17 protein-coding genes and 2 tRNA genes are annotated in these 24,008 nt (G+C 71.7%); 14 read left to right on the plus strand and 5 right to left on the minus strand.

The features are described from left to right. Window positions 1-52: 52 nt before the first annotated feature. Complete coding sequence (locus IF01_RS0133515; RefSeq protein WP_030397377.1) at window positions 53-460, minus strand: type II toxin-antitoxin system VapC family toxin; 408 nt, start codon at window positions 458-460, stop codon at window positions 53-55. Window positions 461-865: 405 nt separating this feature from the next. On the opposite strand from IF01_RS0133515, the gene acnA reads away from it, so the two are divergent. Both acnA and IF01_RS0133525 read left to right on the plus strand, forming a co-directional pair. Next, window positions 866-3,514 carry an aconitate hydratase AcnA gene (acnA, locus tag IF01_RS0133520; protein WP_030397378.1) on the plus strand — a complete coding sequence of 883 codons (2,649 nt, stop codon included), beginning with the start codon at window positions 866-868 and terminating at the stop codon, window positions 3,512-3,514. A 225-nt stretch (window positions 3,515-3,739) separates the two neighbouring features. After that, entirely contained in the window at window positions 3,740-5,050 is a 1,311-nt protein-coding gene (locus IF01_RS0133525; RefSeq protein WP_078880533.1) for a glycoside hydrolase family 18 protein, read from the plus strand. Here IF01_RS0133525 and pepN read toward each other — a convergent pair. Further along, complete coding sequence (pepN, locus tag IF01_RS0133530; RefSeq protein WP_078880534.1) at window positions 4,942-7,524, minus strand: aminopeptidase N; 2,583 nt, start codon at window positions 7,522-7,524, stop codon at window positions 4,942-4,944. The two genes, IF01_RS0133525 and pepN, sit on opposite strands and share 109 nt — an antisense overlap. A gap of 269 nt (window positions 7,525-7,793) precedes the next feature. Between pepN and IF01_RS0133535 the strand changes: the two genes are divergently transcribed. Then, window positions 7,794-8,453 carry a mycothiol-dependent nitroreductase Rv2466c family protein gene (locus IF01_RS0133535; RefSeq protein WP_030397381.1) on the plus strand — a complete coding sequence of 220 codons (660 nt, stop codon included), beginning with the start codon at window positions 7,794-7,796 and terminating at the stop codon, window positions 8,451-8,453. Window positions 8,454-8,535: 82 nt separating this feature from the next. Here IF01_RS0133535 and IF01_RS0133540 read toward each other — a convergent pair whose 3' ends face one another. Further along, window positions 8,536-9,957 carry an amino acid permease gene (locus tag IF01_RS0133540; RefSeq protein WP_037782160.1) on the minus strand — a complete coding sequence of 474 codons (1,422 nt, stop codon included), beginning with the start codon at window positions 9,955-9,957 and terminating at the stop codon, window positions 8,536-8,538. A gap of 334 nt (window positions 9,958-10,291) precedes the next feature. Here IF01_RS0133540 and IF01_RS0133545 point away from each other — a divergent pair, with 334 nt between their 5' ends. The 4 genes from IF01_RS0133545 to IF01_RS0133560 all read left to right on the plus strand — a co-directional run bounded on the left by IF01_RS0133545 (window position 10,292) and on the right by IF01_RS0133560 (window position 13,827). Then, complete coding sequence (locus IF01_RS0133545) at window positions 10,292-10,900, plus strand: biotin transporter BioY (RefSeq protein WP_030397383.1); 609 nt, start codon at window positions 10,292-10,294, stop codon at window positions 10,898-10,900. Window positions 10,901-10,958: 58 nt separating this feature from the next. Beyond that, complete coding sequence (locus IF01_RS0133550; protein ID WP_030397384.1) at window positions 10,959-11,450, plus strand: ribose-5-phosphate isomerase; 492 nt, start codon at window positions 10,959-10,961, stop codon at window positions 11,448-11,450. 533 nt (window positions 11,451-11,983) lie between these two features. Then, the gene (locus tag IF01_RS0133555; protein WP_030397385.1) at window positions 11,984-13,126 is read left to right on the plus strand and encodes a PP2C family protein-serine/threonine phosphatase; all 1,143 of its coding nucleotides are present in this window, start codon (window positions 11,984-11,986) and stop codon (window positions 13,124-13,126) included. Window positions 13,127-13,632: 506 nt separating this feature from the next. Beyond that, window positions 13,633-13,827: a hypothetical protein gene (locus IF01_RS0133560; RefSeq protein ID WP_030397386.1), complete on the plus strand. Its 195-nt coding sequence runs from the start codon at window positions 13,633-13,635 to the stop codon at window positions 13,825-13,827. Window positions 13,828-13,864: 37 nt separating this feature from the next. Here the strand turns inward: IF01_RS0133560 and IF01_RS0133565 are convergent, their stop codons facing one another. Further along, on the minus strand, window positions 13,865-14,659 hold the full coding sequence (locus tag IF01_RS0133565; RefSeq protein WP_030397387.1) for a DUF6348 family protein: 795 nt from the start codon (window positions 14,657-14,659) through the stop codon (window positions 13,865-13,867). 268 nt (window positions 14,660-14,927) lie between these two features. Here IF01_RS0133565 and IF01_RS0133570 point away from each other — a divergent pair, with 268 nt between their 5' ends. Then, a complete protein-coding gene (locus tag IF01_RS0133570) occupies window positions 14,928-15,491 on the plus strand; it encodes a DUF6197 family protein (RefSeq protein ID WP_030397388.1) in 564 nt (187 codons plus the stop codon). A gap of 77 nt (window positions 15,492-15,568) precedes the next feature. Here IF01_RS0133570 and IF01_RS0133575 read toward each other — a convergent pair. Next, window positions 15,569-15,642: transfer RNA gene (locus IF01_RS0133575), tRNA-Gly, on the minus strand. Window positions 15,643-15,786: 144 nt separating this feature from the next. Here IF01_RS0133575 and IF01_RS0133580 point away from each other — a divergent pair. The 6 genes from IF01_RS0133580 (at window position 15,787) to IF01_RS0133605 (ending at window position 23,792) form a co-directional block, all read left to right on the plus strand. After that, window positions 15,787-15,860 (plus strand) — tRNA-Pro (locus IF01_RS0133580). 553 nt (window positions 15,861-16,413) lie between these two features. After that, window positions 16,414-17,805 carry a trigger factor gene (gene tig, locus IF01_RS0133585; protein ID WP_030397389.1) on the plus strand — a complete coding sequence of 464 codons (1,392 nt, stop codon included), beginning with the start codon at window positions 16,414-16,416 and terminating at the stop codon, window positions 17,803-17,805. A gap of 268 nt (window positions 17,806-18,073) precedes the next feature. Then, window positions 18,074-18,691, plus strand: coding sequence for an ATP-dependent Clp protease proteolytic subunit (locus IF01_RS0133590; protein ID WP_051741530.1), 618 nt, complete (start codon window positions 18,074-18,076; stop codon window positions 18,689-18,691). Window positions 18,692-18,748: 57 nt separating this feature from the next. Continuing rightward, entirely contained in the window at window positions 18,749-19,411 is a 663-nt protein-coding gene (locus IF01_RS0133595; RefSeq protein WP_030397391.1) for an ATP-dependent Clp protease proteolytic subunit, read from the plus strand. A 278-nt stretch (window positions 19,412-19,689) separates the two neighbouring features. After that, window positions 19,690-20,979, plus strand: coding sequence for an ATP-dependent Clp protease ATP-binding subunit ClpX (gene clpX / locus IF01_RS0133600; RefSeq protein ID WP_030397392.1), 1,290 nt, complete (start codon window positions 19,690-19,692; stop codon window positions 20,977-20,979). A gap of 173 nt (window positions 20,980-21,152) precedes the next feature. Beyond that, on the plus strand, window positions 21,153-23,792 hold the full coding sequence (locus IF01_RS0133605) for a valine--tRNA ligase (protein ID WP_030397393.1): 2,640 nt from the start codon (window positions 21,153-21,155) through the stop codon (window positions 23,790-23,792). Window positions 23,793-24,008 lie beyond the last annotated feature (216 nt).

A 24,008-nucleotide genomic window follows, 5' to 3' on the forward strand; every position in this document is an offset into this window, starting at 1 on the left:
CCTGCCTCCGGCCGACCCGCCTGACCCACCCGTCCCGCGCGAGCAGCCCGCGTCAGCCGCCGGACCGGCCGATGCCCCGGATCTCGCACCGGGGCCCGCTGGCCCGCATCAGTCGCAGGTCGGCCGTCACCAGTGGCGCGCCGACCAGCTCCGCCACCGCCACGTACGCGGCGTCGTCCGGGGTGAGGTTGTCCTTGAGTTCCCAGATCCGCCCGAGCAGCGGCTCGACCGGGACCTTGCGGATCGCCAGCCCGGGCAGTTCGGCGGCGAGCTCGCCGACCCGTGCGGCGTCGAGTTCGCGGGCCAGGTAGAGGCCGCGCAGGGACTGCATCACCTCGATGACGATGTGCTCGGGCGCGACCCACTCCCCGTCCGCGGCCAGTTCGGCGCGGGCGGCGGTGCCCCGCTCGCCCTCGTCGGCCAGTGCGAGCACCAGCGCGGACGCGTCCACCACGATCATCGGTCGGCCCCCGGCCCGTTCGGCTTGTCGGTCTCCGGCCACGCTACCGGGGCGTTCGGGGCGGGCGCGGTACGGGCCCGCGGCGGGTCACGGCGGCGGTCACCGGTGCTCCCGGCGGCAGCCGCGGCACCGGTCCGCAGGCCGCCGGATCCGTGGTACCCGGGGGCGCGTGGCGCGCGCCCGGGAGGAGGGGGCAGGCTGGACGTGGTGCCGACGTGGCGGACGCGGCGCCATGCACTATGGTTTATCTCGACATCGAGATAACTCCGCCTTAAGATATATCTCGACATCAAGATACTTGCCGAGAGGCGCTCACCGGCGGTGCGGGCAAGGTAAGCCTAAGTAAGGCTGACCTTACCACCGTGGCGGCCGGATACCGCACGAAGCACCTAGAAGGAGTCAGTCGTGTCCGCGAACAGCTTCGACGCCCGCAGCTCGCTGCAGGTGGGCGACGAGTCGTACGAGATCTTCAAGCTCTCCGCCGTCGAGGGGTCCGAGCGGCTGCCCTACAGCCTCAAGGTGCTGCTGGAGAACCTGCTCCGCACCGAGGACGGCGCCAACATCACCGCCGACCACATCCGGGCCCTCGGCGGCTGGGACGCCGACGCCCAGCCGAGCCAGGAGATCCAGTTCACGCCGGCCCGCGTGATCATGCAGGACTTCACCGGCGTGCCGTGCGTGGTCGACCTCGCCACCATGCGTGAGGCCGTCAAGGAGCTGGGCGGCGACCCGGCCAAGATCAACCCGCTGGCCCCGGCCGAGCTGGTCATCGACCACTCCGTCATCGCGGACAAGTTCGGCACCCCGGACGCCTTCGTCCAGAACGTCGAGATCGAGTACGGCCGCAACAAGGAGCGCTACCAGTTCCTGCGCTGGGGCCAGACCGCCTTCGACGAGTTCAAGGTCGTCCCGCCGGGCACCGGCATCGTCCACCAGGTGAACATCGAGCACCTGGCCCGCACCGTCATGGTCCGCGGCGGCCAGGCCTACCCGGACACCTGCGTCGGCACCGACTCGCACACCACCATGGTCAACGGCCTGGGCGTGCTGGGCTGGGGCGTCGGCGGCATCGAGGCCGAGGCCGCGATGCTCGGCCAGCCGGTCTCCATGCTGATCCCGCGCGTCGTCGGCTTCAAGCTGACCGGCGAGCTGCCGGCCGGCACCACCGCCACCGACCTGGTGCTCACCATCACCGAGATGCTGCGCAAGCACGGTGTGGTCGGCAAGTTCGTCGAGTTCTACGGCGACGGCATCGGCTCGATCCCGCTGGCCAACCGCGCCACCATCGGCAACATGTCGCCGGAGTTCGGCTCGACCTGCGCGATCTTCCCGATCGACGCCGAGACCATCAACTACCTGAAGCTCACCGGCCGCGACGCGCAGCAGCTCGCCCTGGTCGAGGCGTACGCCAAGGAGCAGGGCCTCTGGCACGACCCGTCGGTCGAGCCGGTCTACTCCGAGTACCTCGAGCTGGACGTCTCCACCGTCGTCCCGTCGATCTCCGGCCCGAAGCGCCCCCAGGACCGCGTGATCCTGGCCGAGGCCGCCGCGAAGTTCGCCGAGGCGCTGCCGACCTACTCCGCCGAGGCCTCGAAGCCGACCGCCGTCACCGCCCCCGACGGCTCGACCTACGAGATCGACAACGGCGCGGTCGTGATCGCCTCGATCACCTCCTGCACCAACACCTCCAACCCCTCCGTCATGCTGGGCGCCGCCCTGCTGGCGAAGAAGGCCGTGGAGAAGGGCCTGACGGTCAAGCCCTGGGTCAAGACCACCCTGGCGCCCGGCTCCAAGGTCGTCATGGACTACTACGAGAAGGCCGGCCTGCTCCCGTACATGGAGAAGCTGGGCTTCAACCTGGTGGGCTACGGCTGCGTCACCTGCATCGGCAACTCGGGCCCGCTGCCCGAGGAGGTCTCGGCCGCCGTCAACGAGGCCGACCTCGCGGTCGTCTCGGTGCTCTCCGGCAACCGCAACTTCGAGGGCCGGATCAACCCGGACGTCAAGATGAACTACCTGGCCTCCCCGCCGCTGGTGGTCGCCTACGCCCTCGCCGGCAACATGAACATCGACATCACCCGTGACGCCCTGGGCCAGGACGCCGACGGCAACGACGTCTTCCTCGCCGACATCTGGCCGTCCGAGCAGGAGGTCGCCGACACCGTCGCCGGCTCCATCGACGAGGCCATGTTCGACAAGGGCTACCAGGACGTCTTCGCCGGCGACCACCGCTGGCAGTCGCTCCCGGTCCCGACCGGCAACACCTTCGAGTGGGACGCCGAGTCCACCTACGTCCGCAAGCCCCCGTACTTCGAGGGCATGGCCAAGACCCCGAGCCCGGTGAACGACATCGCCGGCGCCCGCGTCCTGGCCAAGCTGGGCGACTCGGTCACCACCGACCACATCTCCCCGGCCGGCAACATCAAGCCGGGCACCCCGGCGGCGCAGTACCTGACCGCCAACGGTGTCGAGAAGCGTGACTTCAACTCCTACGGCTCGCGCCGGGGCAACCACGAGGTCATGATCCGCGGCACCTTCGCCAACATCCGCCTGCGCAACCAGATCGCGCCGGGCACCGAGGGCGGCTACACCCGCGACTTCACCCAGGCCGACGCGCCGGTGTCGTTCATCTACGACGCCTCGCAGAACTACCAGGCCGCCGGCACCCCGCTGGTCGTCCTGGCCGGCAAGGAGTACGGCTCCGGCTCGTCCCGCGACTGGGCCGCCAAGGGCACCGCGCTGCTCGGCGTCAAGGCCGTCATCGCCGAGTCCTACGAGCGCATCCACCGCTCGAACCTGATCGGCATGGGCGTCCTCCCGCTGCAGTTCCCGGAGGGCGAGAACGCCGACTCGCTGGGCCTGACCGGCGAGGAGACCTTCTCCTTCACCGGTGTGACCGAGCTCAACGAGGGCCGCACCCCGAAGACCGTCCGGGTCGTCGCCGGTGACAAGGAGTTCGACGCGGTCGTCCGCATCGACACCCCCGGTGAGGCGGACTACTACCGCAACGGCGGCATCCTGCAGTACGTGCTGCGCAGCCTGATCAACGGCTGACCACCCGGCAGCACCCGCACGGCCTGAGAGGGGCCGGACCGCGTTCGCGCGGCCCGGCCCCTTTCGCGTGCCGCCCTCTCGCGTGTGTCGCCTTCCGGCGGGCCGCCCTTTTTGCATGCTGCACCGTCCGGATCCGTCCCCTTGTGCGGCCCGGGCGCAATGGACTAAACCTCTTTGTCATTCTGGTCCAGACCATTTGACGACGCCTCAGAGGACAGGTCAGGTATGCCCACACGTGCCTCCGCCATGCTCGCCGCCGCCACCGTCGCCGCACTGCTGACCACCACCACCGCCACCGCGACCGCCGCCGAGGCCCTCCACGGCCCGAGGCTGGAGGGCCAGCGGGTCGGCTACTTCACCCAGTGGGGCGCGGACAGCTCCGCGAAGCGCGTCCAGGAGACGGGGCAGGCCGGCCGACTCACCGTGATCAACTACGCCTTCGGCAACGTCTCCGCCGACGGCACCTGCTTCGAGACCAACGACGCCGGCCAGGGCGACGCCCACAACGACTACCAGCGGGCGTTCTCCGCCGCCGACTCGGTGGACGGCGTGGCCGACGCCCCCGGCCAGCGGCTCAAGGGCCACTTCAACCAGCTGCGCAAGCTGAAGGCGAAGAACCCCCGGCTCAGGACCGTGATCTCGCTGGGCGGCTGGAGCTGGTCCAAGTACTTCTCGGACGCCGCCGCCACCGACGAGGCCCGCAGGAAGTTCGTCTCCTCCTGCCTCGACCTCTACCTCAAGGGCGACCTGCCGCGGCTCGCCGGCTCCCCGGAGGGCGGCCCCGGCGCGGCCGCCGGGGTCTTCGACGGCATCGACCTCGACTGGGAGTACCCGGGCGGCGGCGGTGACGCGGGCAACGTGGTCCGCCCCGAGGACGGGCACAACTTCACCCTGCTGGTGGCCGAGTTCCGACGGCAGCTGGACGCCCTGGGCGGCCGCAAGGGCAAGCACTACCTGCTGACCGCCGCCGTCGCCGCCAACGAGACAGTCGCCGACCGGCTGGAGCTGCCCGAGGTCGCGGAGTCGGTCGACTGGCTCAACCTCATGACCTACGACCTGCACGGCCCCTGGGAGGGCAAGGGCCCGGCCAACCACCAGGCCAACCTCTACGCCGACCCGACCGACCCCGACGCCCGGCAGCGCAGCGCCGACAAGGCCGTCGTCCACTACGGCGAGCGCGGCCTGCCCTCGCGGCAGACCGTCCTCGGCGCGCCGTTCTACGGCCACGGCTGGACCGGTGTGCCGGCCGGGAACCGGGGCGGCCTCTACCAGAAGGCCACCGGCACGGCGCCGGACCTCTCCTACAAGGAGATCAACGCGTTGCCCGGCCGCACCTACGTGGACCGCGACCACGGCGCGTCCTGGAGGTACGACGGCACCACCTTCTACAGCTTCGACTCGGCCGAGGTGCTCACCGAGAAGGCCCGCTACGCCCGCTGGAACGACCTGGGCGGCGTGATGGTCTGGTCGCTGGACGGCGACGACGCGCGGGGCAGCGGCATCGCCGCCCTGGACAAGGGCCTGCGCGGCAGGTGATCCGGCGCCGAGCCGCCGGTACGGCCGGGGGCCCCCCCCCCCCCCCCCCGGCGCGCCCCCCCCCCGCCCCCCCCCCCCCCCCCCCCCCCCCCCCCCCCCGTCCGCTCGGCCCAGACCCGCTCCAGCAGCTTGAAGTAGGGCGCCGCGTAGAGGGTGGTCAGGTCGCGGTGGGCGGGCACCGCGAAGCCGGCGATGTTGGCCTCGACCAGCGCGTTGGGCAGTTCGTCGGAGTCGATCACGGCGGACCAGGCGGCGGCCTTGGCCTCCGGGGTCGGCCGGGCGGCCAGGCACTGGGTGTGCTGGCGGCGGCCGCTCGCGGTGTTGTCGGCGGCGAGCTCCCCGGCCAGCTCCTCCTCGCCGGCCTGGCCGGCCGCGGCCAGGGTCAGCCACAGCGCCCAGCGCAGCTCCTGGTCGACCTCCAGGCCGTCGATCCGGGCGCTGCCGGCCAGCAGGCCGCGGACCAGGCCGAGGTGCTCGGAGCCGTTGGCGGTCTGGGCGAGGAACCGCGCCCAGGCCAGCTGGTGGTCGCTGCCGGGTGCGGCGGCGCGCAGTTCGCGCAGCGCGCTGTCGGCGAGCAGCCGGCCGCCCTCGCCGCGCCAGGCGGGGTCGGCGTAGAGGTCGACGGCGGTCCTGGCCTGGGCGTGCAGCGACTGCAGGACGCCGATGTTGCCCTCCTGGCCGCCGAACCGCAGGACCAGCGCGACGTAGTCGCGGGCCGGCATCAGGGCGTCCCGGGTGAGGTTCCAGACGGCGGACCAGGCGAGCGCGCGGGCCAGGTCGTCCTTGATGTCGCCGAGCCCGGCGCGCAGGGTCTCCAGCGACTCCTCGTCGAAGCGGATCTTGCAGTACGTCAGGTCGTCGTCGTTGAGCAGGACGAGCGCGGGCCGGGCGAGGCCGGCGGCGCCGTCGACGACGGTGCGGGCGCCGGTGACGTCCAGCTCGAAGCGCTCGGTGCGCACCAGCGCGCCGTCGGCGTCGCGGTCGTAGAGGCCGACGGCGATCCGGTGCGGGCGCTGGACGTCGCCGTCCTGGAGCACGGCGAGTTCGGTGATCCGGCCCTCGGCGTCGACGGTGAGCTGCGGGGTGAGGGTGTTGACGCCGGCGGTCTGCAGCCAGGCGGCGGCCCAGGACTTGAGGTCGCGGCCGCTGGTCTCCTCCAGGATGTCCAGCAGGTCGGCGAGTTCGGTGTTGCCGAAGGCGTGCCGGTGGAAGTAGCGGCGGGCGCCCTCGAAGAAGGCGTCGGCGCCGGCGTACGCCACGAGCTGCTTGAGCACCGAGGCGCCCTTGGCGTAGGTGATGCCGTCGAAGTTGAGCTTGGCGTCCTCGAGGTCCCGGATGTCCGCCGTGATCGGGTGGGTGGTGGGGAACTGGTCCTGCCGGTAGGCCCAGGCCTTGCGCTGGTTGGCGAAGGTGACCCAGGCGGCCCGGTAGCGGGTGCCGGCGCCGACCAGCCCGTAGGAGCCCATGAAGTCGGCGAAGGACTCCTTCAGCCACAGGTCGTCCCACCAGCGCATGGTGACCAGGTCGCCGAACCACATGTGCGCCATCTCGTGCAGGACGACGTTGGCGCGGGCCTCGTAGGCGGCGTCGGTGACCTTCGAGCGGAAGACGAACTCCTCGCGGAAGGTGACGCAGCCGGGGTTCTCCATCGCGCCGATGTTGTACTCGGGGACAAAGGCCTGGTCGTACTTGCCGAAGGGGTACGGGTAGTCGAACTTCTCGTGGAAGAAGTCGAGTCCGAGCTTGGTGACGCCGAGGATCTCGTCGGCGTCGAAGTACGGGGCGAGCGAGCGGCGGCAGAGCGCGGCGAGCGGGATGTCGAGCACGGTGCCGTCGGCGAGGGTGCGGCTGTAGTGGTCGCGCACGACGTGGTACGGGCCGGCGACGACGGCGGTGAGGTAGGTGGAGATCGGCTTCGTCGGCGCGAACTCCCAGGTGCGGGCGGAGCCGTCCTCGGTGACGCTATCGTGCGCGGCGTTGGAGCGGACGTCCCAGGCGGCCGGCGCGGTGACGGTGAAGGTGAACGGCGCCTTCAGGTCGGGCTGTTCGAAGGTGGCGAAGACCCGGCGGGCGTCGGCCGGTTCGTAGTGGGTGTAGAGGTAGGTCTCGCCGTCGACCGGGTCGGTGAAGCGGTGCAGGCCCTCGCCGGTGCGGCTGTAGGCGCAGTCGGCCTCGACGGTGAGCACGTTCTCGCCGGCCAGGCCGTCGACGTGCACCCGGGCGCCGTCGTAGGCGGTGGCCGGGTCGAGGGCGCGGCCGTTGAGGGTGACGGCGCGGACCGCGGGGGCGAGCAGGTCGACGAAGGTCGAGGCGCCCGGTTCGGCGCAGCGGAAGGCGACGGTGGTGGTGGACCGGAAGGTCGCGGCCGCCGGATCGGGGGCCGAGGTCAGGTCAAGCCGGACCCGGTAGCTGTCCACGGTGAGGATGCTGGCCCGCTGCTGGGCTTCGTCGCGGCTCAGGTTCTTGCCCGGCACGGCGGTACTCCTTTGTCCGGCTCGCACGGTGGTGCGGTCTTCGCTGGTGCACTGGTGCGGCGCTCTGTGACGCTGCGGGGGCATCCTTTCACGCCCCCCGCGCCGGTACCATTGCACAACTCGTCGGGGCGGGCCGGAATCAGCGGCCGGGTCCGGGTGTTGGGGGGTGACGGGGCGGTCGCGCGGGTTCGCGCGGCCCCGGCCCCCCGACCGCTTTCCTGCCGCGTCTCCCCGGACGACGCCCGGACGACCCTCGAAGGACGACAGCCGTGACGACTGCCGCTGATTCCGCCGCCGCTTCCACCGCCACCGAGCGCAGGACCGCCGACTTCTGGTTCGACCCGGCCTGTCCGTGGGCGTGGATGAGCTCCCGCTGGCTGATCGAGGTCCAGCAACTCCGTCCGGTGGACGTGAAGTGGCACGTCATGAGCCTGTCGGTGCTGAACGAGCACCGCGACCTGCCGGCGAACTACCGCGAGCTGCTGGACAACGCCTGGGGCGCGGTGCGGGTGTGCATCGCCGCGGCGGAGAAGCACGGCGAGGAGGTGCTGGGCCGGTTGTACACCGAGCTGGGCACCCGCTTCCACAACCAGGGCCTGCCGCAGAACCGGGAGACGATCGAGGCGGCGCTGGCCGCGGCCGGTCTGCCGGTGGAGCTGGCGGACGCGGCCGGTACCGATGCCTTCGACGAGGCCCTGCGGTTCTCGCACAAGGAGGGCATCACCCTGGTCGGCGAGGACGTCGGCACCCCGGTGATCGCGGTCGAGGGCGCGGACGGCGGCCGGGTCGCGTTCTTCGGCCCGGTGGTGACCCCGACCCCGCGCGGCGAGGACGCGGCCCGGCTGTGGGACGGCACGCTGCTGGTGGCCTCCACCCCGGGCTTCTACGAGCTCAAGCGGACCCGCACGGCGAGCCCGTCCTTCGAGTAGCCGCCCGCCGCGGGCAGCGGCACATGCGGGAGGGCCCGGTACCAGCTGGTACCGGGCCCTCCCGCATGTCGTGTCCGGCCCGTCAGCCGCTGGTGGTCGCGGCGGCGGCGTCGCGGCGCTGCTTCACCAGACCGGCGGTGATCAGCAGTGCGACCAGCACGCCGGCGGCGTACAACTGCTCGCGGTTGCCCTCGGTGGTGGTCATCAGCGCCAGGATGCCGACGACGGCGGCCATCGCGATCCAGGTCAGGTACGGGTAGCCCCACATCCGGACGGTCAGCAGCTCGGGCGTCTCGCGCTCCAGCCGGCGGCGCATCCTCAGCTGGACGACGCAGATGAACAGCCAGACCACCAGGATGGCGACGCCGGTGGTGTTCATCAGCCAGGTGAAGACGGTGTCGGGCCAGAACTTGGCGGCCAGGACGGCACCGAAGCCGAACAGGCAGGAGGCCAGCACGGCCCGCCGGGGGACCCCGCCGCTCACCTTGGCGAGCGCGCGCGGGCCCTGGCCGCGGCCGACCAGCGAGTACGCCATCCGGGAGGCGCCGTAGATGTTGGCGTTCATCGCGGACAGCAGCGCGATCAGCACCACCACCTGCATGATCGTCCCGGAGCCGGGCACCCCGAGGTGGCTCAGCACGGTGACGTAGGGGCCGTCGGAGACGACCGCCGGGTCCTTCCAGGAGACCAGGGTGACGACCAGGGCCATCGAGCCGATGTAGAAGATCGCGATCCGCCAGACCGCGGTGCGCACGGCGTTGGCGACGTTGCGCTTGGGGTCGTCGGACTCGGCGGCGGCGATGGTCACGGTCTCCAGGCCGCCGTAGGCGAACACGGAGGCGAGCAGGCCGACGATCAGTCCGCTGGTGCCGTTGGGCAGGAAGCCGCCCTGGCCGGTGAGGTTGGCCGTGCCGGGGGCGCCGGGGCCGAGCACCCCGGCCAGGCCGAGCCCGCCGAGCACCAGGAAGGCGACGATCGCGGCGACCTTGACGGTGGCGAACCAGAACTCGAACTCGCCGAAGTTCTTCACCGCGGTGAGGTTGCTGGCGCAGAAGAACACCATGAACAGGGCGACCCAGACCCAGGCGGAGACGCCGGGGACCCAGCCGTTGACGATCTTCCCGGCGGCGGTGGCCTCGGCGGCGACGCCGCAGCAGAGCATCACCCAGTACATCCAGCCGGCGGTGATCCCGGCCCACGGGCCGATCTCCTTCTCCGCGTGCACGGAGAAGGAGCCGGAGGCGGGGCGGGCCGCCGACATCTCGCCGAGCATCCGCATGATCAGCATGACCAGCAGGCCGGAGAGCACGAAGGCCAGGATGATGGCGGGCCCGGCCGCCGCGATGCCCGCGCCGGAGCCGACGAAGAGGCCGGCGCCGATGACGCCGCCGAGCGCGATCATCGAGAGGTGGCGCTGCTTGAGCCCGTGGGACAGCTGTTGGCCGCCGCCCGGGGGAGCGGGCGTGGTGGTCCCGGGCGCCGTGGGCGCGGAGGTGGGGGCCATGGGGGTGGGATCCAGACTGTTCGACATGCGGTGCGAGTTGCCCAATATCCGGGGACGAGGCCTTCGGTGCCAAGAATGTCCGGTTCGGGCCCAGAATGCGGACCCTGCAATGACTCTACTCGCCTGCCCGGTTGCACTCGGTAGCGAGAAGTGGGCAGGGGTGGGTCCGGAGCGGTCGGCGGGCGGGGGTGGGACCCGACAAGGACGGGGCCCGGGGGTTTGTCCGGATCCATGGCGGTCGCCCGGGTGATCGACGCGTAGGTTCGGAGTGATCACTCACTCCGTCCGTCGGCCCCCGGCCGTCCGGATCCGCACCGTGCCGAGGAGAAGCCCGATGGCCACCGCCAGCACCCCAGTCCCCAGCCGCGCCGTCCTGGCCGACCTGCTGCCCGCCGTCGGCACCCGCCTCGGCACCCAGGCCCGGGACCTCGCCCTGGTCGCCGGGGGCGCCGCCCTCACCGGCCTGGCCGCCCAGCTGTCGGTGAACGTCCCCGGCTCCCCGGTGCCGGTCACCGGCCAGACCTTCGCCGCCCTGCTGGTCGGCACCGCGCTCGGCGCCCGCCGCGGCGTCGCCTCGCTCGCCCTCTACCTGCTGGCCGGCGCGGCCGGCCTGCCGTGGTTCGCCGAGGCCACCTCGGGCTGGGCGACGGCCTCGTTCGGCTACGTGATCGGCTTCGTGCTGGCGGCCGGCCTGGTCGGCGCCCTGGCCCGGCGCGGCGCCGACCGCTCGCCGGTGCGCACCGCCGCCGCGATGGTGCTCGGCAGCCTCGCCATCTACGCCGTCGGGGTGCCCTACCTGGCGTTCGCGCTCGACGTGCCGATGGCCCGCGCCGCCGAGCTCGGCCTCTACCCGTACCTGGTCGGCGACGCCCTGAAGGCCGCCCTCGCGGCCGGCGCCCTCCCGCTCGCCTGGAAGCTGCTCGGCCGCCGCCGGGACTCGTGACCGGGGCTCACCGGCCCCCTGCGGAGCCCGGGTACGGGCGCATGCCACACTCATGGGCATGCGCGTGTACCTGGGCTCCGACCATGCCGGATACGAACTGAAGAACCACCTCGTGGAGTGGCTGAAGGAGGCCGGCCACGAGCCGGTCGACTGCGGGCCGCACATCTACGACGCCCTCGACGACTATCCGCCGTTCTGCCTGCGGGCCGCCGAGCGCACCGCCTCGGACCCGCAGTCGCTGGGCATCGTGATCGGCGGCTCGGGCAACGGCGAGGCGATCGCCGCCAACAAGGTCAGGGGCGTCCGCGCCGCGCTGGCCTGGAGCGAGCAGACCGCCGCGCTCGGCCGCGAGCACAACAACGCCAACGTGATCTCCATCGGCGGCCGGATGCACACCGAGGAGGAGGCGACCAAGTTCGTCGAGATCTTCCTCAACACCCCGTACAGCGGCGACGAGCGGCACACCCGCCGGATCGACATGCTGAGCGTGTACGAGACCACCGGCGAGCTCCCGCCGGTCCCGGCCCACCACCCGCAGCAGGAGGGCTGACCCTCCCGCCCGCGGCGGCCTCCCACGATCGGCCTCCCACGACCGGCTTCCCACGACCGGCTTCCCACGACCGGCCGCGCCCCGACGGCGCGGCCGGTCGTCGCGTTCCCGGCCCCGTCCCGGCGGGCCCGGCGGGGCCCGCGGAGCGGCCGGAACCGGCCGTACGGCAGCTGAACGGCAGCTGGACGGCAGCTGTGTGATCGTCGTGCGACCGCTGTGTGATCGGCCACAGCGCGCACCCCGGCGCGCGCCCCGTCCGACCGCCCGCGCGCGGGCCGCGTGCGCCGCCCGGGCGGTTCGTACGCCCCGTGCCCGTACGCCTGCTGACGCTCCGGACGGCGCCCGCCGCAATCGGCCGAAACCCGCTGACACGCCCGCGCCGACGGGACACCGCCACCGCCCCGGCCGTCGACGCCGACGGGGAGCGCTGGATATGGTCGGTCCCCATGGCTGGCAGACCGCCGGGCACACCGCCCCAGACGACTGCGACGAGGCCCGGCGCCGCTCCGGCGTCCGACCCCGTGACGGCCCGGTTGCGCAAGAGGCTCCGCCGGGTCCGCCGAAGGCTGCGCACTGCCGCCGTCGACTGGTTCCGCGGCGGCGCCGCCGACTGGCCGGTGCTCTGCGCCCTGGCCCTGCTGGTGCCGCTGCTGATCGTGCTCAACGTCCGCTGGCCCGCCTGGGCCCCGCCCACCGCGCTGGTCCTGCCGATCCTGGCGGCCGCCCTGCTGCTGCGCCCCGGCTCGCTGGTGGTGCTGTACGCGCTGGCCGCGCTCGGGCTGTCCGCCGAGTCGGTCATCCACACCGGCCAGCGCGTCGCCAGCGACCATCCCGAGGCCTACACCTACGGGGTCACCCCCGGCGCCGCCCTGGTGGTCGGCGCGGCCGGGGTCGGCGGCCTGCTGCTGGCCCAGTTCCGCAGCCGGGTCGGCGTGCCCTGGTGGGGCGGCTCGACGATGCTCTTCGACCTGCGCGAGCGGCTGCGGGTGCAGAGCCGGGTGCCCCGGCTGCCGGAGGGCTGGCACGCCGACATGGCGCTGCGCCCGGCCGGCGGGCAGTCCTTCTCCGGCGACTTCGTGGTCGCCGACCGCACCGGCCCGGGCCGGCGGGTGCTGGAGGTGGTCCTCGCGGACGTCTCCGGCAAGGGCATGGACGCGGGCTCGCGGGCGCTGCTGCTCTCCGGCGCGTTCGGCGGACTGCTCGGCTCGCTGCCCGCCCACGACTTCCTCCCGGCCGCCAACGGCTATCTGCTGCGGCAGTCCTGGGAGGAGGGCTTCGCGACGGCCGTGCACCTGGTGCTCGACCTGGACACCGGCGAGTACGAGCTGCTCTCGGCCGGCCACCTGCCGGGGATGCAGCGGCTGGCGGGCGCCGGCCGCTGGGAGACCAAGGAGGCCCTGGAGGGCCCGGCGCTGGGCATCTACGACGGCGCCAAGTTCGAGGGCGTGCGGGGTCGGCTGAACCGCGGCGACGTCCTGATGCTGTGCACCGACGGCATGGTCGAGGCGCCCGGCCGGGACCTCTCCGAGGGCATGGACCGGCTGATGGGCGAGGCGGACCGGCTGGTGCCGGGCGGCGGCCCGGGCGCCGGCGGCGGCTCGGCGTCCCGGCTGATCGAGACGGTCGCCCGGGACATCAACGACGACCGCGCGGTGCTGCTGCTCTGGCGCGACTGAGCGCCCGGCCGGCCCCGGCCGGGGCCGGTGGACGGTGGCATGTGCCAAGGGCAGCTGCTGTCAACCCCCGGAGCTGATCTTCGGCCAATTCCGGTGCTCCGGAGGCGGAGCGGACCTGCCGGTTCCGGTCCGGCCCGCCGAACGTTTCCCGGCCGCTCAGCGGCACCCCGCCGACGAATCGTCAGGATGTCTCGACTATCGTCCCGGTCGGCGGAAACTCGTCTCGCATCGCAGGATGTCGGCGTTCGACAGACAGTCAGACCTTTACGCAATCGGCATGGTCGACCACACTGAGTCCGGGCGGGACTGTTCAGGATTCGGGGGATGGGGGGCGTCACATGCGGCACGAAGGACACCGTGCGGCCGTGCCGGGCGGCCCTCCCTCCGGCCTCGACGTGCCGGACGAACTGCTGTTCCGCCTCGGGACCGTCGGACAGGCCGGGGTCCGGCTTCACAGGGGTCGTCAGCCGGTGGCGCCCCGCTATGAAACGAGGAAGTGAGTCCGGGTGGCACTCTCCGTCTCCGCGCTGGTCCTGTTCGGCATCGTCTGCTTCATCTTCATCCGCCAGAAGCAGCTCAAGACCGGGCACTTCATCCTGGCCGCCCTGTTCGGCTTCATGCTCAACCAGAGCACGGCCGCCAAGCCGATCCAGGACTTCCTGAGCCAGGTGGCCAAGTCCATCTCCGGCATCGCCAGCTGACCTGCGGCCCGCCGGCCCTCCGCGGCCGGCGAACCGTTCACCGGTCCGCGCGTCTCGCCTGCCGCCACCGTGCGAACAGGCCCTGCGGGCGTGCCGCCGCCACGGCCGCCGGCCGGGCCGGACCGGCCCCGTCGGCGCCCGTCGCCGGTGCCGCAGGCTCCCCGTGGGCCGTCAGCAGGACGAACAGCCGCGCCCAGCACAGCCTTTCGCCGCGCGGCCAGTCCAGCGCGCGCAGCGCCGCCGAGGCCGCCTCGCTGACCTCGCCGTCGACCCGGACCTCGGCCACGTCGTCCCCCGCGCGGCCGCCGAGGAACAGCTTCACCCCGTGCGGCCGCCGCCCGCCCGGCCCGGCCAGCTCCGCCAGCAGCGCGGGCGCCAGCGCCGGCACCACCCGGTTCCCGGCCAGCCAGGCGGCCAGCCGCTCGTTGCCGAACCCGAACACCGCCGCCGGCCCCTGGACGGCGTGCCAGCCCGGCAGTTCGGGGTGGTCCGCGTGGTCGCCGTGCGCTCCGCGCCCCTCCGCCAGCTCTACCAGCGCGCTCGCCGTGGTGGTCGCCCACATCCGCACCGCGTTGTCGAGCTTCTCCTCCTCGGTCTTGCCGAGGCCCGCCGTGCAGTCCCACACCACCGGCGCGTCCGCCCGGCCCAGCTCCAGCACCCAGCCGAGGTCGACGTGACCGGGGCCCTCGCCGTCCTGGTGCTCGCGCACGGCCACCGCCGTGGTGCCGGGACCGCGCACCACCTCGCCGTCGGCGGTGAACACCTGCCCGAGCCGTGCCATCTCCCGGACCACGCAGCGCTGTATGACGGCCAGTCGGTCCTGCGGGCGCACGGGGACTCCTAGGCTCGGGGCTTCGAATCGTCTCGAACTGTCGTCTGCCCGTCGAACTGCTCTCGAACGCCGCCGAGGCTATCGGCCCGGAGGCCACCCGGGAAACCGCAGGGGAAACCGCACGGGAAGCAGCCCGGGCACGGCGGCGCCGGGTCCGGACGGGCCCGGGCGCCTACCCGGCCGCGGACCCCGCGCTCCGGTCGCGGGAATGTCACTGATGCCCCACTTTGGGTAGCGGACACCACTGGCACCGCCTGGAGAACGCCGCATGCCCCGCACCGCCCCGAAACCCCCGCCGGTACCGCTGCTCACCCCGGACGCCTCCGGCCTGGTCGCCGAGATCGAGGCGTACCTGGCCTCGCTGCCCGCCCCGGCGCGCACCCCGGCGCCCTACCTCCCGCCGCACGGCGGGCCGTACGTCTGCCCGTTCGGCTCGGTGCTCCGGCCCTGGTACGCCGACCACGCCCCGCCCCGCGCCACCCTGCTCGACCGCGCGCTGCGCCGCCCGCCCCGGCCGGTCCCGGTGACCGCCGCCGAGCACCTCGGCCTCGCCTCCCGCTACATCACGGCGCACGGATGGCTGCAGGGCGCGATGTGGGACGGCGCCGGCCGGGTCTGCCTGCTCGGCGCCCAGGCCGCGGTGCTCGCCCACGGCTACGGCACCCCGGCCACCGTCCGCACCGCCAGGGGCCAGCTGATGGAGGTGCTGCACACCACCGGCCGCCGGGTCCACTCGCCGGACGAGTTCAACGACCGGCCCTCCACCCGCCAGTCCGACGTGCACCGGCTGCTGGAGCGGGCCGCCGCCCGCGCCGCCCGGCTCGGCCTCTGAACCGCCCGCGCCGGCGGCACGGTCCCGGACATGCGAACGGCCCCGACGGATGCTCAGCATCCCTCGGGGCCGTTCTGTGGAGCGGGCGACGAGAATCGAACTCGCGTGACTAGTTTGGAAGACTAGGGCTCTACCATTGAGCTACGCCCGCGCGATCCCCCGGCCGTCACCGGACGGAAGGTCGGGAACAGCGTACCTGGTCCGGTCGGCTGCGCGCACACCCCATTCCCGTGAGGGCCTCGGAATATCTCGCCGATCCGGCAGGGCCCGGCGTGTACGCTTCCTCTCGGCACCACGGGGTGTGGCGCAGTTTGGTAGCGCGTCCGCTTTGGGAGCGGAAGGCCGTCGGTTCGAATCCGGCCACCCCGACAGAGTGCGCAGGGTCTCGCCCACGGCGGGGCCCTGTTGTCGTTGGCGGCGTCCCCGACGCCCGGCCCGACCCCTTTTCGACCTCCCGTTCCTCCCCACGTTCCGCCCCGCGGCGCGGCGTCCCTCGGCGCTTCCCGGAAAGCTGTCCCGGAGAGCTCGCCGGAAAGTTCGCCGGAAAGTTCGCCGGAGTGCTCGCCGGAAAGAGTGCCGCACACCACACTCCGGGCGCGCGCTCCCGGGCGCGGCCGCCTCCCCGATCGCCCGCGAACAGGGCGGAAACACCCCGGAACGGCCCCGAAGGGCCGTCTGCGGCGGCGGCCTGGCGTCCGCCTTTCGTGGTACCGGTAGGATGGGGCGCTGGCGGTAGTCCCTGTGGCGTCAACCCAGGCCGACCGCACGAGGGCGAGGAGTCACGCTCACCGTCCACCCCCCACGGGAGATGCAGCTCCAACCGCCCATCGCCCGTCTCGCCCGACTCGACCGAACCGGCTCCGGCCGGCCGTCCGGGGAGGGTGCAGGCAACCCGACCGCAAGCCCCATAGGAGACCCAACCGTGAAGAGCGCCGTCGAGACTCTGAACCCGACCCGGGTTCGACTCACCGTCGAGGTGCCCTTCGAGGAGCTCAAGCCCAGCCTCGACGCGGCGTACAAGAAGATCAACCAGCAGGTCTCGGTCCCGGGCTTCCGCAAGGGCAAGATCCCGAACCGGGTCATCGACCAGCGCTTCGGCCGTGGCGCTGTGCTGGAGGAGGCCGTCAACGACGCCCTCCCGCGCTTCTACACGCAGGCCGTCGACGAGGGCAAGATCGAGGTTCTCGGACAGCCCGACATCACCAACATCGAGGGTGTCGAGAAGATCGCCGATGGCGGCGACCTGAAGTTCACCGCCGAGGTGGACATCCGTCCGGAGATCACTCTCCCGGACTTCTCGGCCATCGAGGTCACCGTCGACCCGATCGTGGTCTCGGACGAGGACATCGACAAGTCCCTGGAGCAGCTGCGCGAGCGCTTCTCCTCGGTCAAGGACGTCGAGCGCGCCGCGGCCGCCGGTGACACCGTGGTCCTCGACCTCGAGGCCAAGGTCGACGGCGAGGTGCCGGAGGACGGCACCGCGTCCGGCGTCAGCTACGAGATCGGCTCGGGCCGTCTGATCGACGGCATCGACGAGGCCGTCGTCGGCCTGGAGGCCGGTGGCACCGCGACCTTCACCACCGAGCTCAAGGGCGGCACCCAGGCCGGCCAGACCTCCGAGGTCACCGTCACGGTCACCGCGGTCCAGGAGAAGGAGCTGCCGGAGCTGGACGACGAGTTCGCCCAGCTGGCGAGCGAGTTCGACACCCTGGAGGACCTGAAGGCCGACTCCCGCAAGCGCCTCGAGCGCATGAAGGAGTACGACCAGGCCACCCAGGCCCAGGAGAAGGTGCTGGACGCGCTGCTCGGCCTGGTCGAGATCGAGTTCCCGGAGAAGCTCCTCAAGGACGAGATCGAGACCCGCAAGCACAACCTGGAGCACCACCAGCTGGAGCCGATGGGCCTCACGCTGGCGGCTTACCTGGAGACCCAGGGCAAGTCGGAGGAGGAGTTCCTGGCGGAGACCGAGGAGCAGGCGAAGAAGGGCATCAAGACCCAGTTCGTCCTGGACCAGATCGTCGCCGACGAGGAGCTCAACGTCTCCCAGGAGGAGCTGACCGAGCACCTCATCCGTCGCGCCGCCGGCTCGGGCCTCACCCCGGACCAGTTCGCCCAGCAGGTCGTCCAGGGCGGCCAGGTTCCGCTCCTGGTCGGCGAGGTCGCCCGCGGCAAGGCGCTGGCCACCGTGGTCGAGGCCGCCAAGGTCGTCGACACCGAGGGCAACGAGGTCAACTTCGACGACGACGAGGCCGACGAGTCGGCCGAGACCGTCGAGGCCCCGGCCGCCGAGGCCGAGGAGAAGACCGAGGCCTGATCGCCCCGGTAGCCTCGCTCGACCCGAGGTCCCTCAGCGGGCCCGGACGCCTTACGGTGTCCGGGCCCGCTGCCGTTGCCGCCGCGAACCCTGCGCTCACAGCGAACAGTTCTGCGTGAGGGATTCTGCGGCCCGGCCTGCGCGTTAGGGTCCATGGACAGCAACAATCACGACGTGATACCCGGAAGCTGTGCGACACCGTGACGGCCGTGGAGCGACCGTCCAAATCGACTGAGCAGGTGGCTAAGTGACGTACCCGCAGATGCAGATGCCCGGCCCGATGGCGCCGCACGCCGCCGCTGGTGACGTGCTCGGCGGCCTCGGCGACCAGGTCTACAACCGGCTGCTCAACGAGCGGATCATCTTCCTCGGTCAGCAGGTCGACGACGACATCGCCAACAAGATCACCGCTCAGCTGCTGCTGCTGGCCGCGGACCCGGACAAGGACATCTTCCTCTACATCAACTCCCCGGGCGGCTCGATCTCGGCCGGCATGGCGATCTACGACACCATGCAGTACATCAAGAACGACGTCGTGACGATCGCGATGGGCATGGCGGCCTCGATGGGTCAGTTCCTGCTGACCGCGGGCGCCAAGGGCAAGCGCTTCTCGCTGCCGAACGCCAACATCCTGATGCACCAGCCGTCCGCCGGCCTCGGCGGTTCGGCCACCGACATCCGGATCCAGGCCGAGCAGCTGCTGCGCACCAAGAAGCGGATGTCGGAGCTGATCGCCTTCCACAGCGGCCAGTCCTTCGAGCAGATCACCCGGGACTCCGACCGTGACCGCTGGTTCACCCCGGAGGAGGCCCTGGACTACGGCCTGATCGACGCGATCATGCACAGTGCCGCGGACGTCCCCGGCGGCGGCGGCACCGGCGCCTGAGCCCCGCCCCGGGCCCACGAGACCACAGCCACAACGCTCCGGAGGACCAGAACACCCATGAACATCCCCAGCCTGTCGGCCGCCAAGGCCCGCGTCGAGGACATGCGAGCGGAGGGCCGCTACATCGTCCCGCGCTTCGTCGAGCGCACCTCCCAGGGCATCCGCGAGTACGACCCGTACGCCAAGCTGTTCGAGGAGCGCATCATCTTCCTCGGCTCCCAGGTGGACGACGTCTCGGCCAACGACATCATGGCGCAGCTGCTGTGCCTGGAGTCGATGGACCCGGACCGCGAGATCCAGATGTACATCAACTCGCCCGGCGGCTCGTTCACGGCCCTGACGGCCATCTACGACACCATGCAGTACGTCAAGCCCGACATCACCACCGTCTGCATGGGCCAGGCGGCCTCGGCGGCGGCCGTGCTGCTGGCGGCGGGCACCCCCGGCAAGCGGATGGCGCTGCCGAACGCCCGCATCCTGATCCACCAGCCGTACACCGAGACCGGCCGCGGCCAGGTCTCCGACCTGGAGATCCAGGCCCGGGAGATCTTCCGGATGCGCGAGCAGCTCGAGGAGATGCTGTCGAAGCACTCCAACAAGTCGGTCGAGGAGGTCCGCGAGGACATCGAGCGCGACAAGATCCTCACCGCCGAGGAGGCCGTCGAGTACGGTCTGGTGGACCTGGTCATCTCGACCCGCAAGGCCTCGCTGACCTCCTGAGGCCAGCACCCCCCGCGGCGCCCTCCTCGGGACGCGGGGGCCGGGGCGGGGCGCGCGATCGGTTCGCGCGCCCCGCCTCCGGCACACCAGCGGCTCCTCCGACGGCATCTGTTCGGTATCAATTCGCCCAGGGCGTAGGGCAGACCCGGCGAAGAGGGCGGAATCGACGGCTCGGCAGAGTACCGTCGGACAGCGAGACCGATCGCCGTCGGCGTCTTCGGTCCACAGCACCAGGCCCCGGATCCCCCGCGGGGCCCCTGGCGAAGGGGAAGCACCTCGTGGCACGCATCGGAGACGGTGGCGACCTGCTCAAGTGCTCGTTCTGCGGCAAGTCGCAGAAGCAGGTGAAGAAGCTGATCGCCGGCCCAGGCGTGTACATCTGCGACGAGTGCATCGACCTGTGCAACGAGATCATCGAGGAGGAGCTCGCCGAGACCTCCGAGGTGCGCTTCGAGGAGCTGCCGAAGCCCCGCGAGATCTACGAGTTCCTCGACCAGTACGTGGTCGGCCAGGACCTCGCCAAGAAGGCGCTGTCGGTCGCGGTCTACAACCACTACAAGCGGGTGCAGGCCGGTGAGGCCGGGCGCAGCGGCGGGAACGGCCGCGAGGACGCCATCGAGCTGGCGAAGTCCAACATCCTGCTGCTCGGTCCGACCGGCTCCGGCAAGACGCTGCTGGCGCAGACCCTGGCCCGGATGCTGAACGTGCCGTTCGCGATCGCGGACGCCACGGCGCTGACCGAGGCCGGCTACGTCGGCGAGGACGTCGAGAACATCCTGCTCAAGCTGATCCAGGCGGCGGACTACGACGTCAAGAAGGCCGAGACCGGGATCATCTACATCGACGAGATCGACAAGGTCGCCCGTAAGAGCGAGAACCCGTCGATCACCCGGGACGTCTCCGGCGAGGGTGTGCAGCAGGCGCTGCTGAAGATCCTGGAGGGCACCACCGCCTCGGTGCCGCCGCAGGGCGGGCGCAAGCACCCGCACCAGGAGTTCATCCAGATCGACACCACCAATGTGCTGTTCATCGTGGGCGGCGCGTTCGCGGGCCTGGAGCGGATCATCGAGGGCCGGGCGGGTGCCAAGGGCATCGGCTTCGGGGCGAACATCCGCTCGAAGCGGGAGCAGGACGCCAGCGACCACTTCCGTCAGGTGATGCCGGAGGACCTGGTCAAGTTCGGCATGATCCCCGAGTTCATCGGCCGTCTCCCGGTGATCACCAGCGTGCACAACCTCGACCGCGAGGCGCTGCTGCAGATCCTCACCGAGCCGAAGAACGCGCTGGTCAAGCAGTACCGCAAGCTCTTCGAACTCGACGGCGTGGAGCTGGAGTTCTCCCGGGACGCGCTGGAGGCCATCGCGGACCAGGCGATCCTGCGGGGCACCGGCGCGCGCGGTCTGCGGGCCATCATGGAGGAGGTGCTGATGTCCGTGATGTACGAGGTCCCCTCGCGTCAGGACGTCGCCCGGGTGGTGGTGACCGGGGACGTCGTCTCCAAGCACGCCATCCCGACCCTGGTGCCGCGCGACATGATCAAGCGGGAGCGGCGCGACAAGAGCGCCTGAGACCCCTCCGGCCCGCCGGTCCGTCCGTCGGACCCGGGCCGGGACGAGGGCCCCGGTACCGCCTCCGCGGCGGCGCCGGGGCCCTCGCGCGTGCGCCCGTCCGGGCCGGTCCGGGAGTCCGGGGGGTGAAAGGCGTTCGTAACCGGGTTCCCGGGTTACGTAAACTGTGCGTCGTGACCGACACCACGAACCAGCGCCCCGCCAGTACGCCCGCAGGGGACGACGCAGCCACCCTCCCGACGACCTACGCTCCGGCGGACGTAGAGGGCGAGCTGTACGAGCGCTGGGTAGAGCGCGGTTACTTCACCGCCGACGCCACGAGCGACAAGCCCCCGTTCACCATCGTCATCCCGCCGCCGAACGTCACCGGCTCGCTGCACCTGGGCCACGCCTTCGAGCACACGCTGATCGACGCCCTGGTCCGCCGCAAGCGGATGCAGGGGTTCGAGGCGCTGTGGCAGCCCGGTATGGACCACGCCGGCATCGCCACCCAGAACGTGGTCGAGCGCGAGCTGGCCAAGGAGGGCAAGTCCCGGCACGACCTGGGCCGCGAGGAGTTCGTCGAGCGGGTCTGGAAGTGGAAGGCGGAGTCCGGCGGCCAGATCTCCGGCCAGATGCGCCGGCTCGGCGACGGCGTCGACTGGTCGCGCGAGCGCTTCACCATGGACGAGGGCCTGTCGCAGGCCGTCCAGACCATCTTCAAGAAGCTCTTCGACGACGAGCTGATCTACCGGGCCGAGCGCATCATCAACTGGTGTCCGCGCTGCCTGACCGCCATCTCGGACATCGAGGTGGAGTACCAGGACGACGACGGAGAGCTGGTCTCGATCCGCTACGGCGAGGGCGAGGACTCCATCGTCGTCGCCACCACCCGGGCCGAGACGATGCTCGGTGACACCGCGGTCGCCGTCCACCCGGACGACGAGCGCTACCGGCACCTGGTCGGCACCGAGATCGAGCTGCCGCTCACCGGCCGCCGGATCCCGATCGTCGCCGACGAGCACGTCGACCCGGAGTTCGGCACCGGCGCCGTCAAGGTGACCCCGGCCCACGACCCGAACGACTTCGAGATCGGCCAGCGCCACGGCCTGCCGAACATCGCGGTGATGGACGAGCACGCGGTGATCACCGTGCACGGCCCGTTCCTGGGCCTGGACCGGCTGGAGGCCCGCTCGGCGATCGTCGCCGCGCTGCGCGCCGAGGGCCGGATCGTCGCCGAGAAGCGCCCGTACGTCCACTCGGTGGGCCACTGCTCGCGCTGCAAGACCACCATCGAGCCGCGGCTGTCGATGCAGTGGTGGGTCAAGGTCGGCCCGCTGGCCCAGGCGGCCGGCGACGCCGTCCGGGACGGCCGGGTCAAGATCCACCCGCAGGAGATGGAGAAGCGCTACTTCGACTGGGTGGACAACCTGCACGACTGGTGCATCTCGCGCCAGCTGTGGTGGGGCCACCGGATCCCGGTCTGGTACGGCCCGAACGGCGAGATCGTCTGCGTCGGCCCGGACGAGCAGCCGCCGGCCGGCGAGGGCTGGCACCAGGACACCGACGTCCTGGACACCTGGTTCTCCTCGGGCCTGTGGCCGTTCTCCACGCTCGGCTGGCCGGAGCAGACCGAGAGCCTGGCGAAGTTCTACCCGAACTCCGTCCTGGTCACCGGCTACGACATCCTGTTCTTCTGGGTCGCCCGGATGATGATGTTCGGGCTCTACGCGATGGACGGCACCCCGCCGTTCCACACCATCGCGCTGCACGGCATGGTCCGTGACCAGAACGGCAAGAAGATGTCGAAGTCCTTCGGCAACGTGGTCAACCCGCTGGACTGGATGGACAAGTACGGCTCGGACGCGCTGCGGTTCACGCTGGCCCGCGGCGCCAACCCGGGTGTCGACGTCCCGATCGGCGAGGACTGGGTCCAGGCGGCCCGCAACTTCGCCAACAAGATCTGGAACGCGACCCGCTTCGCGCTGATGAACGGCGCCACCGTCGAGGGCCCGCTGCCCGCGCCGGAGGAGCTGACGGCCGCGGACCGCTGGATCCTGTCGCGGCTGAACAGCACGGTCGCCGAGGTGGACGCGCTGTACGACGACTACCAGTTCTCGAAGCTCTCCGAGGCGCTGTACCACTTCGCCTGGGACGAGGTCTTCGACTGGTACGTGGAGCTCTCCAAGACCACCCTGGCCAAGGGCGGCCCGCAGGCCGACGCCGCGCGCCGGGTCCTCGGCGAGGTCCTCGACATCACGCTGCGGCTGCTCCACCCGATCGTGCCCTTCGTCACCGAGACGCTGTGGACCACGCTCACCGGGGCCGAGTCGCTCGTCATCGCCGACTGGCCGCAGGACAGCGGGTTCCGCGACGCCGGCGCCGAGGCGGAGATCGCCACCCTGCAGCGGGTGGTCACCGAGGTGCGCCGGTTCCGCACCGACCAGGGCCTGAAGCCGGGCCAGCGGGTCCCGGCCCGGCTGGACCTGGACGGCACCGTGCTGGCCGTCCACGAGGACGCGATCCGCTCGCTGCTGCGTCTGACCGTGCCGGAGGAGGGCTTCGCGGCCACCGCCTCGCTGCCGGTCGCCGGTGCCACCGTGGCGCTGGACCTGTCCGGCACGATCGATGTCGCGGCGGAGCGCAAGCGCCTCGCCAAGGACCTCGCGGCGGCCGAGAAGGAGAAGGCCCAGACCGCCGGCAAGCTCGGCAACGAGGCGTTCCTCGCCAAGGCGCCGGACGACGTGGTCGCCAAGATCCGGACCCGCCAGGAGGCCGCCGAGGCCGACATCGCCCGGATCACCGCCCAGCTCGCGGCGCTGCCGCAGGGCTGACGCGCCGACGGCTCTCCGGAGCCGTCGCCCGGTCCACCAGGAGCCGCACCCCGCCGACGCGGGGTGCGGCTCCTCCGCTTTTCCGGATGTCGGCTGATCGGGAGTCCCAATAGCCCAATTCGTTGCTCCCTTCCGGCGAATATTCATCCTGGATCGGGTGAGGTCCTATTCCTTCCGAATTGATCCCGGTCTTGCCCGCGCGGTTTCGCGGAATTT

The sequence above is a fragment of the Kitasatospora purpeofusca genome (assembly GCF_000718025.1).
In the GTDB taxonomy this organism is placed as follows: Bacteria; Actinomycetota; Actinomycetes; order Streptomycetales; family Streptomycetaceae; genus Kitasatospora; species Kitasatospora purpeofusca.